This window comes from Cohnella endophytica, from assembly GCF_003628305.1.
GTDB lineage: Bacteria > Bacillota > Bacilli > Paenibacillales > Paenibacillaceae > Cohnella > Cohnella endophytica.
On record NZ_RBZM01000007.1, the window covers coordinates 420,445 to 437,850 of the forward strand.

A 17,406-nucleotide genomic window follows, 5' to 3' on the forward strand; every position below is an offset into this window, starting at 1 on the left:
TTGAATTCGTCAATAGAGTGTTACAATCGAAGTAACCAAAGGGAAAGCGGGAATCCGGATCATGAAACCCATAATCGGTTGTTTGCACGCGCACTATTCCAATATCGGATATATCGAACAAGCTTTGTCCGCTTCCGAAGTCGAGTTGATTCATTACGTGGATCCCGGTTTATTGAGTCTCTTCGGTTCGGATTCAAGCTTTACGGTGCAGGATGCCGAGAGCAAGGTCATCCAGCAGCTAGAATGGATCGCTAAGGGTAGCGTCGATGCGATTCTGATTACGTGCACGAACTACGTCGCTTTGCTGCGCGAGGAACGGTTGTCGTTTAATCTACCCATTATCAAGATCGATGAACCGTTCTTCGGAGAGCTTTGCCGGAACGAAAAGCCGCAAATTCTGCTTTTTACGAACCCGGCTACAGTAGAGGGGACAATGGCGAGATTGCGTAACTATGCGGAGAGCATCGGACAACGGCTTGAGATGGAGGCGCGCGTAATTCCGCATACGTTCGAGCTGATCATGCAAGGGAAAAAGGAACGCTATATGGAAGTGCTGACCGAATACATACGCGAGACGATCCAAGCCGAAGGGGGGAACAGGCGATTGTCCGTCGCCCAATTGTCGATGGTGGACGCGGCCAGAAAAGCCGGACAGGAGTCGGGCGGAACATTCTCGATCGGCGACCCCTTGGAACCGCTGGCGGCTTACGTGGAGAAGAAGTTGGCCGAATTGAAATAAGAGATCAGGATTCGCCATTCATCTACGCCGATAGCAATGGTATAATCGATGAAAGAGAATGCATGTCCAATAAAGCCAAAAGCGGGGTTTATTCATGATCTGGGACAATAAAATCGCGACCACTTTGCAATGGTCGAGCGAAATCTCGAACAAAGAGCAGAAAGAGAAAGTAGCGGACAAGATCGCCGAGCGCGTTCGGGACGGGGACGTGATCGGGGTAGGCTCGGGATCTACGTCGTATCTGGCGCTGCTGGCCATCAGTCGGAAGGTTAAGGAACAGAAGCTGAGCGTAGTCGCGATTCCGACGTCTCACGAAGTGTCTCTGACTTGCTCGATTATGGGTATTCCGACGACGACGCTACTGAACGCGAGACCGGACTGGTCGTTCGACGGAGCGGACGAGGTCGATCCGAACAAAGGGCTGATCAAAGGCCGCGGAGGCGCGATGTTCGCGGAGAAGCTCGTCATCAAGAGCTCCCCGGAGAACTATATTCTCGTCGATTCGTCGAAGTTCGTCTCCTTCCTGGGCGAGAAATTCGCGACCCCGATCGAAGTCGATCCTCGCGCGCTTAACCTCGTCGAGACGGAATTGCTTAAGCTCGGGGCGAACGAGATTAGTCTCCGTTTAGCCAAGGGCAAGGACGGTCCGATTATCTCCGAAGCGGGCAACCTCATTCTCGATGCCCGATTCAACAAGATTACTTCGGATTACGAGAAAGAGATCAAGGCGATTCCGGGCGTCATCGAATCGGGCTTGTTCATCAACTACGCGGTCGAGATCCTAACGACCTGATCCCGAAATAGAACGAAACGAGAGGCCGCTATGCCCGCAATCGGGAGCATGGCGGCCTCTCGTTTCGGTTAATCGTCCCTCAGCATCCGAGTCGCCGGATTTCCGGCTCGTACCGCGTTGGAATAATGAGTCTGGCTATGGCACACTCTTATAGGCAATGATTTCTATGCGCCGAAGATGCGCTACAGTAAGGACGGACAGCTATGAACGACAAAATCGTAATGCCTATTTGGGCGATCGGCCTGTTCATCGTCGTGATGAATACGACGATGTTTAACGTGTCTCTTCCAAGCATTATCCAAGATCTGAATATATCCGCGGACCTCGGGTCGTGGGTGATTTCGAGCTATTCGATCGGTTATGCCCTCTCGACGGTTATCTATAGCCGGCTATCGGATCTCCTCCCGATCCGGAGGCTCCTGGGGGTCGGGCTAACGATTCTCGGGGCTTCCTCCGTCATAGGCATATTCGCTCGCGATTTCGAAATCTTGCTCCTCGCGAGAATTTTGCAATCGGCGGGCGCGGGAGCGATGGCGGGACTCGGCCTTGTGCTCGCCAGCCGGTACGTACCTATCGAACGCCGCGGACGGGCGATCGCCATGATCTCCGCGGGGAGCGCGATGGCGTTCGGGCTTGGCCCGATCGTGGGCGGCGTGATCAGCGAATACTTCGGCTGGAACGGATTGTTCGCGATCACCTGTCTCGTGCTGGCGATTCTGCCCGTTCTCTTGCGCCTGTTGCCTCGCGAGCGGCCGGCCGCGGCGCGATTCGACGTATGGGGCGCGTTGCTTACGGTCGTGAACGCCGCGACGCTGTTAGTCGCCATTACCCAGCAATCCATCATATGGCTTACTGTCAGCATCGTATCCTTGATCGTACACGTGCTGCATTTGAGGAAGGCGCAAGCGTCCTTCATTAATCCCGAGCTCTTCAAGGAAAGCGGGTACCGCAAGCTCTTGGCCGTCGGTTTCGGCGTCCTTGTCGTGAACTTGGGCAACCTGTTCCTCATGCCCCTTGTACTAGCGCACCTGCACGGGCAGACGGCGCTGCATATCGGATTTATGATCGCGCCGGGAGCGATTTTGTCCGCGATCATGACGCGTTTCTTCGGCGGATGGATCGATCGATACGGCAACATGCGATTCCTGTTGATCGGACACGGAATGCTTGCGCTCGTGCTGGCTTTCTACGTTTTCGACGTCTCGTCTTCGCCGGCGATTATCCTGGTCGGGTACTTGTTCTTCTCCCCGGCGCTCTCCATGACGCTAGCTTCCTTGAATAACGAGACTTCTTTCCGACTGCCGAGAGCGGCGATCGGATCGGGCATGGGGTTCATGCAGCTGATTCAATTTTTCGGGGGTTCGGTGTCGGTAGCCGTCTGCGGTCTATTGCTCGAGCGTCAGAGCCGACTGCCGCAAGCGCAAGCTTTTCGGCATATCTATGAATTGTTGCTTGTCGTGATCCTGTGTTCCGGGGCTATGCTATTCAGTTACGTGAGGAGCGCGGCAAAAACGCGAGAAGCAGCGGCGAGTTAATCAAGCTAGCATCTATTCTAATGCAATACCATCCCTCGGCTCGTAAGTCGGGGGTATTTGCGTTGCGTTAGATGCCGGACAAGCCGAACGGGATGGAATCCGGTAAATCGGGGAAGTTAAAGAGGAGACCGGAAATTAGCGATAACGAAAGGGGATATAAGATGAAGCGCATAGGGATATTGGGGGGCGTGGCGCTCGTGCTGCTGCTAGTCGCCTGCGGCAATCGTGGAAATACGCGAATGAACGTGAAGTCGAATTCGAATCCCATGCGGTTGAGTTCCATTGAAACGAACCAGCCCGTGCACATTCAAACCGTGAGGAGCAACGAAACGCTCGGGGATATCGCTCGGAAGTATCATGTCGACATAGACGAGCTGCTGCGTTTGAATCCGGATCTCGCCGGGCTGATCGGCGCGAATCCGGGCACCGGCGCCGGAACGGGTAACGGAGCAGGAGGTATGGGGCCTGGCGCGGGAACAGGCGCGGGTACGAATGTCGGGATTCCGTCCAATGCCGTTGAATCGCCCATCAATCAAGACCGGACGGTCAAGCTACCGGCGCACGATAACTTGACGGGTTACGAGGAACAAGTGCTCGCGCTCACGAACGAAGAAAGAAAGAAGGCGGGGTTATCCGCTTGCGCGGGAACCGACTCCAATCTTAACCGTTCAGCGAAAGCCAAGTCCGAAGATATGGCCGCCAAAAATTATTTTTCGCACGATTCTCCGACTTACGGAGATCCGTTTGCCATGATGCGTAATTTCGGCGTGCAGTATCAGACCGCGGGCGAGAATATCGCCATGGGCCAGCCTACCCCGCAGGAAGTCGTTACCGCTTGGATGAATTCGCCCGGGCATCGCGCGAACATCTTGAAAGCCGAATACAACTATTTGGGCGTCGGTTACGTGCTGAAGGATGGTAAAGCCTACTGGACCCAGCAATTTATCGGCAAATAACCCAGCAACCTAGACCGTAGGGCGATGAGCCTCCGCAACCGTCAATGCTTCCGGCGATCGCGGAGGTTTCCTCTTGTCGAACCTCTATTCCGGATTAATCTACGTACATATCCATGAAATGTCGGGCGCTCTTCGAGAGGTGGCGGTCCCTCAGCCAAACGATTCCCACGTCGCTCCGGAATTCGGCATCGGCGATCGTCATTTGTTTAATGCGCGGGGACTCGAACGTATGCATGACCGACTTGGGCAAGATCGCGGCGCCGATTCCGGAAGCGACCAGGGCGACGGTAATGGCTACGCTTGAGCTTTCGCTGATAATTCGCGGCTCCAAACCGTGCTGCCTGAACTCGTGGAATACCCGGTCGTGCATGCCCGTCGTTCTTTCGGTCTTCAAGGTGAGAAAGGGGAGACGCGCCAATTGTTCCATGCTCATGCTTCGTTCTTCGGGATCGGGGCTCCATTCGCTGGGAACGAGGGCTACGAACGGATCCGAGGGCAACGGCAGAACGGAATAATGCTGCGATCGGAAATCGGACTGAAAGGGAAGCCGGGTCAAGATCAGCTCGATATCCCGGTTCTCGAGAAGCTCTCCCAGCAGGAAGTGGTCGCCTTCTTGGATTTTGAACGTGATTTGAGGATATTTCTCCGAGAAGCGCTGGATGGCCGGAGGAACCAAGGAAATGCACGATACGACGACTCCGATCGCCAGGACGCCCTGAACGCCTTCGCCGAGTTCCTGCACGTAGGTGACCGTCTCGTCGAATTGATTCATCAGCGAGATCGCTTTCTGGCGAAGCAGTTCTCCGGCTTGCGTGAGCTGCAGCTGTTTTCCGTTGCGATCGAACAGGACCACTCCCAACTCTTGTTCCATGAGCTTCAGTTGCCGGCTTAACGGCGGTTGCTCCATATTCAATTGCTTGGCGGCGCGGGTAATCTGACCTTCTTGCGCGATCGCCAGAAAATAACGCAACTGTCGCATGTCCATAACGCCATCCCCCTCCGTCCATACCTTTAAGGTATGGATAACCGATAAAACAGATATTATCAATATACTTATAGCTCTGTTATCATTCAACTATAACCGATACAGGCAAGGAGAAGATGATCGAGTGGGCCTTAACAAAATTACCGTGGAATTGACGACCGAACCTAAGAAAAAGCCGGAGAACTCGCAACTGAGCTTCGGCAAATATTTTACCGACCACATGTTCATTATGGATTACGACGCAGGAGTAGGCTGGCATGATCCAAGGATCGTACCGTACCAGCCGATCTCGCTCGATCCGGCCGCCAAAGTGTTTCATTACGGCCAGACGGTGTTCGAAGGCATGAAGGCTTACCGTACTCCCGAAGGACCGGTGCTGCTGTTCCGTCCTTACAAGAACTTGCAGCGCCTGAACCGCTCCAATGCGCGGCTAAGCATTCCTTCGATCGACGAGAATCTGGTCATGGATGCGCTGAAGCAGCTCATTCAGGTGGACAAGGATTGGATTCCCGACGAACAGGGTACCTCTCTGTATATCCGGCCTTTCGTGATCTCGACGCAAGCGACGCTGGGCGTGTCCCCGTCCGAGAAATACATGTTCATGATCATCCTGTCTCCCGTGGGCTCTTATTACGAAGAGGGCATCAACCCGGTCAACATCTACGTGGAATCCGAGTACGTTCGCGCCGTTACGGGCGGAATCGGGAACGCGAAAACCGGGGGCAACTACGCGGCCGGTCTTAAAGCCCAACAAGAAGCGACTGAAAAAGGATACTCCCAGGTGCTCTGGCTGGACGGCGTCCATCGGAAATACATCGAGGAAGTCGGCAGCATGAACGTGTTCTTCAAGGTCGGCGACAAAGTGCTCACTCCGGCGCTTAACGGAAGCATTCTGGATGGCGTCACGCGGGATTCGGTCATTCGTTTGTTGAAGCATTGGAATATTACCGTCGAGGAGCGAACGATCTCGATCGACGAATTGGTCGCGGCTTATCGCGAAGGCACGCTGGAGGAAGCGTTCGGAACGGGCACCGCAGCCGTCATCTCCCCGATCGGAGAACTGAACTGGCAGGGCGACAAGCTCACGTTGAACGGAGGCAATACGGGACCTCTAGCGGCTAGAATATACGACTTCATGACCGGTCTTCAGAGAGGCTTGCAAGAAGATCCTTTCGGATGGATCGAGAAGCTGTAAGCGGCAATTGATTACGAGGCAAAATAAACCCTTTCGTACCCGAGAAAACGATGCAGCGATGGTCGTCGACGAGGAGAGCGGAGGGTTTTTTAGTGTATTCCGATATGCCGGGTTGATCAGGCGATGCTTCCTATTGCCCGCGAGTATGATATATTCGAGAGAGGAAATGTAATCCAATCGCAAATGAGGTGACGAAAAAGGACGGTTTAGTCCGATCCTTCCTTCGAATCATGATAACCGAAACCGATCTTCAGAAGCCGCAAGCGGCGACTAAAATATGCGTGAAATGCCTTGCCGTTAAGCCATTGAAGGAATTTCTCGGCAGAAGCGGGAAGAGAGCCGGGCGCACAAGGCGCCGAGGTACTTGCCGCGATTGCCGTAAGGCGGCGAGCGAAGCTGCGGACCGCGAGGGCGTAGCTGCCGAAGAAGAGGTGGCAGTCGCGCGAACGCCGCTAACTTCCGAGCCCGCTGACGTGCCCGCACAAGAAGAAGCGGAACCGAAAAAAAAGCCTAAAAAACGCAGGAGGCGGAAGTCGAAGAAAGGTGCTGGCGCGCATTCGGAAGCCGCGCATCCGGAAACAGCGCCGACTTCCGCGGATGCGCCGCCGACACCGAAACCAAAGCCAAAGCCAAAGCAAAATCGCAAAGCGGTCATTGTGCCTCCGGCAGCACCGCTAGTTGCCAACATTGCCTCCTCCGCGAACGCGCTCGGCTTAAAACCGACGCGCCAAGGCTTTATCCGCATGCGCGGCAAAACCGACAACGGCCGCCGTTGGTATCAGGAAGTCGATCCGGAACTGGCGTATACCCTAGTGAGGGAGAGCGCCGCAGTCGTCGTCAACCGGCATACGATCCGGCGGATTTACGGCAACAAGGAGTTCAAGCGCATGATTCTGGCCCGCGACAATAACACGTGTTATTTCTGCGGGCAGTTCGGGGACACGATCGACCATCTGCTGCCCCGTTCCAAAGGCGGCCATACGACGCCGGTAAATTGCGTGTGCGCCTGCAACGAATGCAACCAATCCAAAGCGAACACGGATCTCGACGAATTTCTGCTCGCGTTCGAATAATCGCCTTTACGATGAATCGCCAATCCGCTACCTTCGAGGCAACGGATTGGCGATTTTTTTTGCGATGGCACAATTGAAATTTCTTTATTCGCGGCATTGGAACACTGACGATATGTTGTCAGGGTTCGGGGTTTAAAATGAGATTAAATCCAGTTAAACAACGCGAAAGGATGTTGCAAAATGAAATCGAACGCGAATAAAACGGGGTGGGTGCTCGGAGGATTGCTATTATCCATCCTAATGGCCTCCATGGATAATACGATCGTATCGACCGCCATGGGCACGATCGTCGGGGAGCTCGGCGGTCTCGATAAATTCGTTTGGGTCACTTCGGCGTATATGGTGGCGGAGATGGCCGGAATGCCGATTTTCGGGAAACTGTCCGATATGTACGGCCGTAAAAGGTTTTTCGTCTTCGGGATCGTCATGTTCATGATCGGCTCGATCCTGTGCGGTACAGCGAACTCAATCGCCGAACTTAGCATCTACCGAGCGATACAAGGCATCGGCGGCGGTGCTCTCGTGCCGATTTCGTTCACGATTTTGTTCGATGCCGTGTCTCCGGATAAAAGGGGCAAGCTGATGGGGATGTTCGGCGCCGTCTTCGGACTCTCGAGTATTTTCGGACCGCTGCTCGGATCGTACATCGCGGAATACTTAAGCTGGGAATGGATTTTCTACATTAACCTGCCGATCGGTTTGCTCGCGTTGTTCATGGTCGCGAAGTTTTACAAGGAATCTCTTTCCCATGCCAAACAACGGATCGACTGGATGGGCGCAGCGACGTTGGTCGGTGCGGTCGTATGCTTGATCTTCGCGATGGAGCTAGGCGGCAAGATGTACGCTTGGGATTCGATGCAAATTTTCGGTTTGTTCGCGGGTTTTGCTCTATTAGCCGTTCTGTTCGTGCTCGCGGAGAAACGCGCAGAGGAACCGATCATCTCCTTCCGGATGTTCAAGGACCGTTTGTACGCAACTAGCAGCGTGGTCGCTGCCTTGAGCGGCGCGGCGTTCATCGCCGCATCCGTATACATCCCGATCTTCATCCAAGGCGTTCTCGGAGGGACGGCAACGAACTCCGGTCTCGTGTTGCTCCCGATGATGCTCGGCACCGTGGTAACGGCCACGCTAGGAGGCATGCTCATGACCCGATTCAGCTACCGATCGCTCATGGTCTCGACGCTCGTGCTTCTCGTGGCGGGATTGGCTCTTCTAACCACGATTACTCCGGACACTTCGCGATGGGTCATTACGCTCGAGATGATTCTCGTCGGACTCGGTATCGGAGCCTCGTTCTCGGTATTGTCGAACGCGGCGATCCATTCGTTGCCGCCTATGAAGCGGGGAGCGGCGACGTCCACGATCAACTTCCTTCGCTCGTTCGGCATGATGCTCGGCATTACGAACTTCGGTATATTCCAAAGCCACGCCATGACGGGCAACCTGTCCAAGACATTCTCGGGCGCCGGAACGGACGCGATCCCGCAAGGTCTCGATATGAACGATCCCTATGCCTTGCTGAACCCGGTAATCCGCGCCGGCATTCCGCAGCATACGCTTGATTCGGCGCTTAGCGGATTGTCTTCCTCGATCTCGGAAGTGTTCGCTTGGGGGCTCATCCCCGCAATTCTCTCCTTTGTCGCCGCACTGTACATGCGCCGCGAGAAGTTCGATCCGAAGGCGGAGATGGAGGCATACGCCTCGACGACCGCGCCCGCTCCAGCGAATTAAGTTCATTTCCTCTGGGCATCGAAACTCGTCAGACGCAACTAAAAGCCCCTTTTCGGGGCTTTTAACATTTTCGCCGCTAGAAATCGGAAGTTGCTCCTTGATCGCCTTGGGAGTGACTAAAGTGGACATTCCTAGTATTTCCAGTCGAGGACTTCGCATCAATAATGCTCTTAAGATGCCGAATAAAACGAAAAATGGGGAATAGTAAAAGCTGTCGCAAGATCAATCCAGTATTCCAATACGCAAGGAGGAAAATAAACAATGAAGGAAGTCAATTTAGGCGGGTCGTCGAAGAGTGCAATAAAAAGGTTTGTTTTAGGAATTGGGAAGTACGTCGGGGTAGGGACGCTGGTTTTCGCTTTAATGCTATGCTTTCCCGAAGTGAGTTCGGCGATCGGTAAAGGCGCGAGCGGTCCTGAGGTCTACAAGATCCAAGAAATGCTGAAGACGATGGGAAGCTACTCGGGTCCGATTAACGGGAAATATACGGCCGAGACCGTAAAAGGGGTCAAGTATTTCCAGAAGGAACATGGCCTTCCCGTAACGGGCGCGGTAGATGACAATACGCTGAAATCGATGGTGTCCGCTTACGATAGTATGAAAAATTCATCGCAATCGCGCGATCGGGGTAAAGGAAACGAAGGCGACGGAGGCCCTGGCAAGGGCTACTATGGTGGAGGCGAAGGCAAAGGTAAACGCGGCGGCTATGGTGGCGGAACTGGCGGAGGCGAAGGTAGAGGCGGCGGCTATGGTGGTGGCGCTGGCGAAGGCGGAGGTCAAGGCGGCGGCTATGGTGGAGGTAGAGGTCATCGCGGAGGCAGAGGTCATGGCGAAGGTAGAGGTCATGGCGGACAAGGTGGAGGCACTGGCGGAGGCGGAGAACAAGGCGGCATTGGCGGAGGCCCAGGCAAGGGCGGCGGCCTAGGAGGACAAGGTCAAGAGGGAAATGAACAGCCTAAAGGGAATATAGGCGGCAATCAACCGCCAAGTCCAAGCCCAGTTCCCAGCTCTGCGCCAAGTCCGGCACCCAGCATGAGCCCTGCACCAAATCAGAGCCCAAATAGCGGTAATGGAACAGGTAGCGGCAACACGGGCAATGGCTACGGCAACAGGTAATTAGCGATGAGGGGTTAATGAAATAAAGTACCGAAAGACGACTTCCTGTTCTGTTGCTCAAACAGGAAGTCGTTTTTTTGCGCGAAATACGGGTTGTGTTTTCCTTTACTCGAGTCGCCACCACACGCCGGCGCATTCGGGGAGTCGAACGAGATTGTCCCGAACGACCTTGTCCGCCAGTTCGTCCCCGAAGAAAAAGCGGGAGAGCTGCTCGGCCTGCCGGATGTCGTCGAACTCGTAATCCGTTCTGATCCAGCGATGGGAGAAGCCGTAATCTCTTTCGAGCGCCGCGTAGTAGGAACGCAGAAAGTCGGGTGGATGGGGAGTCTCGAAACCCGTACCCATTGTCTCGAATATAATCGCAGTTCCGCCCGGACGGAGCACGCGACGGATTTCTCCGATCACGGCGGCGAGATTCCTTTCCCAGTCCGGATCGTTGCTGCTCGCTAAGTAACAGATGCTCCAGCCGGACACAACCAGATCGGCCCTATGATCCGCGAGAGGCAATTTGCGATGATCGGCGACCGCAGTTTTCCAATTGGATATGTCGGCTGAACGCAGCCTGTCGGCGGTGATGCGCAGCATGGCTTCCGAGGCGTCGAGGGCGACGAGAGATCGTACGCGCGGCGCGAGCGCGACGGATAACCTGCCGGTGCCTGCGCCCATATCAACGACATCCAATCCGTCGATCGGGCATAGTTCGTCTATGAGGCTCGAAAGCTCCGGCTGCTTGGCGATCAATTCGTGGTATTGCAGGGCTTCTTGACGGTAAATCTTATCGTGATCGGGTTCAGTCAAGCGATTCTACCTCCTTGTACGCGCATAAAACGTGGAGCCATTCGTTGACGCGCTGAACATCGGCACGGAATCCGTTGTCCGCGAACCAAGGGAGCAGCCTATCCAAGTCAATGCATTCGGGCGGTTGCGAGCGCGAAGCAACGGAATCGGCGGAATCGGCAGGGATGCCGCTGACCATCAGATCGGCGATGCCGATTCTGCCATTTGACTTAAGCACTCGCTTCATTTCATCCAAAGACAGCAATTGTTGCTCCGGACCCAGATGGTGGAAAGCGAAGCTGGATACGACGAAGTCGAACTGCTCTTCCAAATACGGCAGCGCGAGGAAATTGCCTACTCTCGTCTCCAACCCGGGATGTTTGACTTGGCAGAGCCGAAGCATTTCCTTTGATTGATCCACGCCCGACATACGAGCGCCGGCTTGCTTGAAACGTGCCGCCAGGTTTCCCGTTCCCGTCCCGATATCCAGACCTAGCTCATTGTCCTTCGGTCGCACGCGTTCCGCAATTAAATCCAGGGCTCGGTCATAGTCCGCATAGTTTCCTTGATTCTCGGCTACCCGTTCGTCGTGAGTGGACGCTAATAAATCGAAGTCCCATTTATCCTGCCAGTTGCCGCGGTGCTCCCTCAGTTCCTTGGACGCCTCCGCCAGCCGGAAAATATGCTCGAGCGGCAGCGATCGTTCGCTCTTCACCAAAGCGATCATCCGCTCCGTCGTTTCGATGACTTGCTTTATCTGCAGCCATTCCGACATCATGACCGACCGCTGAAGCTCTAAGTAATATTGCAACTCCCCGGCATCGTTGTCGCCCATGCCGGCCAGGGCGGAGCGAATATCCGCGATAGGCATCCCCGCCTCCCGTAGTGAAATAACGGTTTGCAGCCGCCATACATCCTGTTCCGAGAAGTCGCGGTATTGATTATCCCGATGCTTGGCCGGAGATAACAATCCCTTCTCCTCATAGAATCGAATCGCTCTCGGCGAGATGTTCAACTTGTTCGCTACCTCTGTAATCCGCATATTCGCACCCCCATTAAACTCATTGTAAACCTTCACGTTACGTGAAGGTAAAGAGGGCAATTTAATCGCATTTGCCCCGCTCGACAGCGCTTCAACCTACAAAAGGTACAGCAGGTTTCGGCCAAACAGCGTGTTAAGACAAATCAGCCTGCAAAAAGTACAGGCGATTTCCCCAAATACGAGCCATACGAGCAAAAACCCCCGAACAACCTGCACAAAATACATTTCAACCGCTCAAAATCGCAAATTGCTCTCCCAACAAACTGTAGTAAATGCAGGCTAGCCGGTGCCCTGTAATCCCATCCGGCGATGGCTTGCCCTTCCGCCGTTCCATCGGTCCTGCGCGCTGATTCCGACTTCGAAGCCTCCGCGTCTTTGACGCGCCACCTTAATCCGGTTACTGTTTAAAGATCGACATTCATCTATAAATCACCACAATATACCAACCGACTTAAAGAAATGATAGGAGGATCATCATGCAACTAGAATGGGACCTCGCCGCGTCAATCCTGTTCATCGCCATCTCGTTGATCGCCGTGTTGTCGATCGTCTATGCGAGCTGGCGAAACGGCATTTCCCCGATGCCCTCGTCGGCTCGGGTTAGGCGGGCGGTAGCCGACGAAATTACACGGCTTAATCAACCGCCCGGCCTGATCGTGGAAGCGGGCTCGGGCTGGGGAACGCTAGGTCTCTCCGTCGCGAAGAACTGCGACGGGTGGCGGGTGCGCGGGATCGAGAACTCCCCGATTCCGCTGTTCTATTCGCGAATGGCGTCGTGGCTAACGTTCGGACTTCAGCCGCGAGCCTCTTTCCGATATGGCGACATCTACCGGCACTCGTACGAAGACGCGGATATCGTCCTCTGTTACCTCTATCCGGGAGCGATGAAGCGATTAGATCCGATCTTGCGGCAACGATTGGCGCCGGAAACCCGGGTCATCAGCATCTGCTTCGCGATCCCGGGATGGAAAGCGGCTAAAGTGATCCAATGCGACGATCTATATCGGACGGCCCTTTACGTGTACGACAAAGGAGACCAATGGAGGGTGGAGGCGTAAACACCCGGGAGATCGGTTCATGTCCGTCCCACCGCACTTCGCCGAACCACGTCCCATCCCATCCGTCGAAATCGCAAACAACCGCGCCCTGCCGTCGAAGACGGCAAAACGCGGTTGTTTGCGATTATTTGATGACGGAAGGGTGAACCTGCTCGGAGTCGATCAGTTCGTCTACGGTTACTAACTCGTAGCCGCGCGCTTGCAAATCCTTGATGATCGTAGGAAGTACTTTCACCGTGTGGTCGAGCGCGTTCTTCTTTCCGCCGAAGGAATGCATGAGAATGATTCCGCCCTTATGGGTATGATCAAGCACGTTCTTGCGAATGCTCGCGACGGAGCTGCCTGCCCAGTCTTTCGTATCGACGGTCCAATAAATATGCTTCATGCCATCCCGATGGATCGCATCCAACACACCGTCGGACAATGCGCCATAAGGAGCTCGCATCAAGCCGGGAGTCACTCCGGTCGCTTGGATGATGGCCTGCTGGGTTTTGCCGATTTGCAGTTCGAGAGCATCGCCCGATAGTTTCGACAGATCGCTATGGGACCAAGAATGATTGCCGATCGAATGCCCTTCGTCCACGATTCTCTTAGCCGTCGCGGGATATTTGACGACTTGGGTACCGACGAGGAAGAAGGTAGCTTTTACGTGTTGCTCTTCGAGAATATCCAAAATCTTAGTCGTATAATTGTTATCGGGCCCATCGTCGAATGTAAGAGCGACGAGCTTGCGATTCTTGTATTGCTCCGGATGATGAATCTCCGGCGGTCTGACTGCCACTTCCGGCGGTTTCGGAGTCGGCGTGGGAGTCGGCGCTGGAGTCGGAGCCGGAGACTCGACTCCAACTGGCGGCGAAGAGGTCGCCGTTTCGGCAGGCGGCGCCGCGTCGACGACGCTGGACACCATCGGACCGCCAATCTTCCATTCTTTCGCCGTGAATCCCGCATAGATTCCGGCCACTAGCAGCATAAAGCCGAGCGTACCCGCCAAGGTACGTCTCCTTTTTTTCACGCGTTTTCCCCGCATTGCCCGTTCCTCCACGATTCCTCTTTCCAGCCAGAAACGAGAGGCGCTTGGGGATGATCCGCGCGGGAGGGATCCCCATCCCCGCCCGCATGGACCGACATCGCATTCTGTTCTTTTTGGTTATTAATATAGACGATAGAGGAACGAAAAAGTTTGAGGAAAATCGTCGAAAATTTATTTTTAATGTCGGCGGAAGAAACCTTTTTTCTTCGGAGGGTTCGAGGGGCTCGAAGGTAGGGAGGGAAGACGGAAATCCTCGTTCGGAATCGAGCCCGGTTTGGCGTTTTTACTTTGCAAATTCTCGACGGTGGCCGCCAACTGCGCGACCATCTGCCGTAGTTCGTCCAATTCCGACCGATGCTGAAGCACTTGCGCGGAGACGACTTCGTCCGCTTTCTGTTGAAGCGACCGTTCGACTTCCCGGATCCGGGACATTAGCTCGCTCTCCTCCCGAGACTGAGCGAACGACTCCGCCTTGCGGATCGACTCTAGTGGCGAGGGGCCTGGGAGCGAGATTTGGTCCAGCGTTCTTCCGAGTTCGATCTGGTCTTTAATATGAAGCAGCAAATTAACGTCCTGCCCGGAAAACATATAGTGACCCAAACTGTCCTTCCTAAAAGTCGAGGGATAGTGGGAAGCCCATCTTTTGACGGTCGTTTGGCTGACGCCGAGGAGCTCCGAGGCTTCCTTAGTCTTCAGATTGTTCATGGTAACCTCTCCATTCTTATTCGGTTTGCTTACCTAATTCGAGGCGCGCGCCCGCCTCCCTGCGCGGACGACAAAGGTAGTGCCCGTTCGCCAAACAAAGTGGAAGTTCGAGCCTTCGGGCAGGTTAAGTACGCCAAATTCTAGAAGTTTACGCAGGGAATACAATCCGTTGATAGGGCAATGAAACGAATGGGTACAATAGAGATAAATGCCCTGATTAAGGAGCTCATCCGATATGACAACCGACCAACTCTCTCAATTCGAGAAGAAGATCATTATCCGAAACATTGAACGCGAGGATTTCGGCAAAATCATCGCGCTGCAGAATCTCTGTTTTCCGAACATGGATCCTTGGAAGCTGACCCAGCTCGAGAATCATGTCCGCATTTTCCCGGAGGGCCAAATCTGCGTCGAATACGACGGGGAGATCATCGGCTCGTGTTCCAGCCTGATCGTCAACTTCGATGATTATCTGGAGCAGCATACCTACTCTGAGATTACGGACAAAGGAAATATTCGCAATCATAATCCGCGCGGGGGCAATCTGTACGGCATGGAAGTTATGGTGCATCCGGAGTTCCGTCGGATGAAAATCGGCAGAAGGCTGTACGAAGCCCGCAAGCGGCTGGCGGAGCATCTGAATCTGAAGAGCATCATCGTCGGAGGACGAATCCCGGGGTATCACCACTATAGCGACCGGATGTCCCCGAGAGAGTACGCGGAGGAAGTGCTGCAGCAGAACATCTACGATCCTGTGCTCACTTTTCAGATGATGAACGGTTTTACGCTCAAGCGAATCATTACGGGGTATTTGTCCGACGACGCCGATTCGAAAAACTTCGCCGCGTTGCTGGAATGGAACAATATCGAATTCCGGCCCAGCATCAATAAGACGCATTACAAGATGTCCTTTCCGGTCCGAATCTGCGTCATCCAATATATGATGAAGAAAATCGATTCCTTCGAGGAATTCGCGACCCAATGCGAGCATTACGTCGACGTGGCCTCGGACTACAAATCGGATTTCGCCGTTTTCCCGGAAAATTTAACTATGCAGCTGCTCAGCTTTCTGGAAGAGCGCTCGCCGAGCCTCGCCGTTCGCAAGCTGTCGACTTACACGACCGAGTACGTGGAGTTGTTCACGGAGCTGGCGGTGAAGTACAACGTCAACATCGTCGGCGGTTCCCATTTCGTGGAGAGCAATAACCGGATCTATAACGTGGCGCATTTGTTCCGCAGGGACGGAACGATCGAACAGCAGTATAAGCTGCATATTTCGCCGAACGAGCGTAAATGGTGGGGGATTAACGGGGGCAACGAGATCGGCGTATTCGAGACGGATTGCGGCAAAGTCTCGATCCAGCTTAGCAGCGACGTCGAATACCCGGAGGTGTCCAGAATCATGGCGGAGGAGGGGGCTCAGATTATTTTCGTCCCGTTCTGCGCGGAGGATCGCCAGACGTTCCTGAGGGTCAAATATTGCGCCCAAGCCCGGGCGATCGAGAATCAATTGTTCATCGTAACGGCAGGCACGGTCGGTAACCTGACGCACGTAGATAACGTGGACGTCCAGTACGCGCAATCGGCCATCTATACGCCGGCGGACTTCTCGTTCCCTCGCGACGGCATCGCCGGAGAATGCAGCGAGAATACGGAAACGGTTATCATGGCGGAGGTAGACATGGAAACGCTGGAGAGGTATCGTAAATCTCAAGAAGCGCTGTCGTTCCGCGATCGGCGCACGGATCTCTATTCTTTGCAAAAACGTTCATAACTTCCAGAGGTGACTATGAAGAAGCTTATCATCGCGACGACCCAATATGGACTAACGGATATCCAGACCGAAGAGCAATTCTGGACGGGAATCAAGGAGAAGGTTCGCGACGCGGCCGAGCAGGGCGCGGAGATGATCGTCTTTCCCGAGTATTTGACCGCGCACTTGCTTAGCTTGGAGCCGGCGATGCTGCATGACGACGCTTGCTATTCGTTGGATCGGCGCACGGACGAATACGTGCGGTTCTTCCGAACGCTCAGCGAAGAGCAGGGAATCGCGATTCTGGCGGGTACGCATATTTGCAAGGAGAAAGGCGAGTACGCGAACAAAGCGTATCTCTTTTTCCCGGACGGCCGGATCGAGACGCAGAGCAAGGTGCATCTGACGCCGGAGGAGCAGATCCGCTGGCCGCTCGCCGCGGGCGAGGAGCTTAACGTATTCGAGACGGCATGGGGCAAAATGGCGATTCTCACCTGTTACGACATGGAGTTCCCCGAGCTTGCGAGAATCGCGGCGCTGCGGGGAGCGGAGCTTCTATTATGCCCCTCCTATACGGACAGCGCATACGGATATTACCGCGTAAGGTATTGCTGTCAGGCGCGAGCGGTCGAGAACCAGCTGTACGTCGCGCTTAGCGGGCTCGTCGGCTCGTTATCGGAAGACAGGCCGCAGGTCGATTCGGGTTACTGCCAAGCGGGCGTGTTCACGCCGTGCGATCTTCCGTTCGAGCCGGAAGGGATACTGCAGGTCGGCGAGACGAATCTGGACATGACCGTACTCGCCGAAGTCGATTTCCACCGGCTTCGGGAGAACCGCGAACGCGGGGCGGTCGCTCCGTTCTACGATCGCCGGCCGGATTTCTACGAGCAGGAACACAAGAAGACGTCGCACGAATAA

General features: G+C 54.6%; 16 protein-coding genes. 11 read left to right on the forward strand and 5 right to left on the reverse strand.

Translation table 11 applies throughout. The features are described from left to right. Positions 1–61: 61 nt before the first annotated feature. The 4 genes from D7Z26_RS17830 to D7Z26_RS17845 all read left to right on the forward strand — a co-directional run bounded on the left by D7Z26_RS17830 (position 62) and on the right by D7Z26_RS17845 (position 4,023). Positions 62–739: a hypothetical protein gene (locus tag D7Z26_RS17830; RefSeq protein ID WP_120978337.1), complete on the forward strand. Its 678-nt coding sequence runs from the start codon at positions 62–64 to the stop codon at positions 737–739. Between the two features lie 94 nt (positions 740–833). Next, positions 834–1,532, forward strand: coding sequence for a ribose 5-phosphate isomerase A (gene rpiA, locus D7Z26_RS17835; RefSeq protein WP_120978338.1), 699 nt, complete (start codon positions 834–836; stop codon positions 1,530–1,532). Positions 1,533–1,735: 203 nt separating this feature from the next. Continuing rightward, complete coding sequence (locus D7Z26_RS17840) at positions 1,736–3,067, forward strand: MFS transporter (protein WP_120978339.1); 1,332 nt, start codon at positions 1,736–1,738, stop codon at positions 3,065–3,067. Positions 3,068–3,228: 161 nt separating this feature from the next. Beyond that, positions 3,229–4,023, forward strand: a complete 795-nt coding sequence (locus tag D7Z26_RS17845) for a CAP domain-containing protein (RefSeq protein ID WP_158602366.1) — start codon at positions 3,229–3,231, stop codon at positions 4,021–4,023. A gap of 94 nt (positions 4,024–4,117) precedes the next feature. Here the strand turns inward: D7Z26_RS17845 and D7Z26_RS17850 are convergent, their stop codons facing one another. Next, positions 4,118–5,008 carry a LysR family transcriptional regulator gene (locus D7Z26_RS17850; RefSeq protein WP_120978464.1) on the reverse strand — a complete coding sequence of 297 codons (891 nt, stop codon included), beginning with the start codon at positions 5,006–5,008 and terminating at the stop codon, positions 4,118–4,120. Positions 5,009–5,132: 124 nt separating this feature from the next. Between D7Z26_RS17850 and D7Z26_RS17855 the strand changes: the two genes are divergently transcribed. The 4 genes from D7Z26_RS17855 to D7Z26_RS27530 all read left to right on the forward strand — a co-directional run bounded on the left by D7Z26_RS17855 (position 5,133) and on the right by D7Z26_RS27530 (position 10,123). Next, a complete protein-coding gene (locus D7Z26_RS17855; protein ID WP_233567013.1) occupies positions 5,133–6,203 on the forward strand; it encodes a branched-chain amino acid aminotransferase in 1,071 nt (356 codons plus the stop codon). A gap of 230 nt (positions 6,204–6,433) precedes the next feature. After that, positions 6,434–7,276, forward strand: a complete 843-nt coding sequence (locus tag D7Z26_RS27835) for an HNH endonuclease (RefSeq protein ID WP_233567014.1) — start codon at positions 6,434–6,436, stop codon at positions 7,274–7,276. Positions 7,277–7,456: 180 nt separating this feature from the next. Beyond that, the gene (locus D7Z26_RS17865; RefSeq protein ID WP_120978344.1) at positions 7,457–9,007 is read left to right on the forward strand and encodes an MDR family MFS transporter; all 1,551 of its coding nucleotides are present in this window, start codon (positions 7,457–7,459) and stop codon (positions 9,005–9,007) included. A 261-nt stretch (positions 9,008–9,268) separates the two neighbouring features. Next, positions 9,269–10,123, forward strand: a complete 855-nt coding sequence (locus tag D7Z26_RS27530) for a peptidoglycan-binding domain-containing protein (protein WP_199731730.1) — start codon at positions 9,269–9,271, stop codon at positions 10,121–10,123. Positions 10,124–10,228: 105 nt separating this feature from the next. Here the strand turns inward: D7Z26_RS27530 and D7Z26_RS17885 are convergent, their stop codons facing one another. Together D7Z26_RS17885 and D7Z26_RS17890 are read right to left on the reverse strand one after the other, a co-directional pair. Continuing rightward, positions 10,229–10,921: a class I SAM-dependent methyltransferase gene (locus D7Z26_RS17885; protein WP_120978346.1), complete on the reverse strand. Its 693-nt coding sequence runs from the start codon at positions 10,919–10,921 to the stop codon at positions 10,229–10,231. Continuing rightward, entirely contained in the window at positions 10,914–11,942 is a 1,029-nt protein-coding gene (locus tag D7Z26_RS17890; RefSeq protein WP_120978347.1) for a MerR family transcriptional regulator, read from the reverse strand. The genes D7Z26_RS17885 and D7Z26_RS17890 overlap by 8 nt, the downstream gene beginning before the upstream one ends. 476 nt (positions 11,943–12,418) lie before the next feature. Here D7Z26_RS17890 and D7Z26_RS17895 point away from each other — a divergent pair, with 476 nt between their 5' ends. Beyond that, positions 12,419–13,000 (forward strand): class I SAM-dependent methyltransferase, encoded by a 582-nt coding sequence (locus tag D7Z26_RS17895; protein WP_120978349.1) that lies wholly within the window; start codon positions 12,419–12,421, stop codon positions 12,998–13,000. A gap of 124 nt (positions 13,001–13,124) precedes the next feature. Here D7Z26_RS17895 and D7Z26_RS17900 read toward each other — a convergent pair whose 3' ends face one another. Together D7Z26_RS17900 and D7Z26_RS17905 are read right to left on the reverse strand one after the other, a co-directional pair. Continuing rightward, positions 13,125–14,027: a polysaccharide deacetylase family protein gene (locus tag D7Z26_RS17900; protein WP_120978351.1), complete on the reverse strand. Its 903-nt coding sequence runs from the start codon at positions 14,025–14,027 to the stop codon at positions 13,125–13,127. A gap of 180 nt (positions 14,028–14,207) precedes the next feature. Then, entirely contained in the window at positions 14,208–14,735 is a 528-nt protein-coding gene (locus D7Z26_RS17905) for a MerR family transcriptional regulator (protein ID WP_120978353.1), read from the reverse strand. Between the two features lie 235 nt (positions 14,736–14,970). Here D7Z26_RS17905 and D7Z26_RS17910 point away from each other — a divergent pair, with 235 nt between their 5' ends. Further along, entirely contained in the window at positions 14,971–16,509 is a 1,539-nt protein-coding gene (locus D7Z26_RS17910) for a bifunctional GNAT family N-acetyltransferase/carbon-nitrogen hydrolase family protein (protein WP_120978354.1), read from the forward strand. Positions 16,510–16,524: 15 nt separating this feature from the next. Beyond that, positions 16,525–17,406, forward strand: a complete 882-nt coding sequence (locus D7Z26_RS17915; RefSeq protein WP_120978356.1) for a carbon-nitrogen hydrolase family protein — start codon at positions 16,525–16,527, stop codon at positions 17,404–17,406.

Bases quoted from the DNA above. Each gene is read 5' to 3' on its own strand.
- D7Z26_RS17830 (WP_120978337.1), top strand. From the start codon at position 62: ATGAAACCCATAATCGGTTGTTTGCACGCGCACTATTCCAATATCGGA.
- rpiA (WP_120978338.1), top strand. From the start codon at position 834: ATGATCTGGGACAATAAAATCGCGACCACTTTGCAATGGTCGAGCGAA.
- D7Z26_RS17840 (WP_120978339.1), top strand. From the start codon at position 1,736: ATGAACGACAAAATCGTAATGCCTATTTGGGCGATCGGCCTGTTCATC.
- D7Z26_RS17845 (WP_158602366.1), top strand. From the start codon at position 3,229: ATGAAGCGCATAGGGATATTGGGGGGCGTGGCGCTCGTGCTGCTGCTA.
- D7Z26_RS17850 (WP_120978464.1), bottom strand. From the start codon at position 5,008: ATGGACATGCGACAGTTGCGTTATTTTCTGGCGATCGCGCAAGAAGGT.
- D7Z26_RS27835 (WP_233567014.1), top strand. From the start codon at position 6,434: ATGATAACCGAAACCGATCTTCAGAAGCCGCAAGCGGCGACTAAAATA.
- D7Z26_RS17865 (WP_120978344.1), top strand. From the start codon at position 7,457: ATGAAATCGAACGCGAATAAAACGGGGTGGGTGCTCGGAGGATTGCTA.
- D7Z26_RS27530 (WP_199731730.1), top strand. From the start codon at position 9,269: ATGAAGGAAGTCAATTTAGGCGGGTCGTCGAAGAGTGCAATAAAAAGG.
- D7Z26_RS17890 (WP_120978347.1), bottom strand. From the start codon at position 11,942: ATGCGGATTACAGAGGTAGCGAACAAGTTGAACATCTCGCCGAGAGCG.
- D7Z26_RS17895 (WP_120978349.1), top strand. From the start codon at position 12,419: ATGCAACTAGAATGGGACCTCGCCGCGTCAATCCTGTTCATCGCCATC.
- D7Z26_RS17900 (WP_120978351.1), bottom strand. From the start codon at position 14,027: ATGCGGGGAAAACGCGTGAAAAAAAGGAGACGTACCTTGGCGGGTACG.
- D7Z26_RS17905 (WP_120978353.1), bottom strand. From the start codon at position 14,735: ATGAACAATCTGAAGACTAAGGAAGCCTCGGAGCTCCTCGGCGTCAGC.
- D7Z26_RS17910 (WP_120978354.1), top strand. From the start codon at position 14,971: ATGACAACCGACCAACTCTCTCAATTCGAGAAGAAGATCATTATCCGA.
- D7Z26_RS17915 (WP_120978356.1), top strand. From the start codon at position 16,525: ATGAAGAAGCTTATCATCGCGACGACCCAATATGGACTAACGGATATC.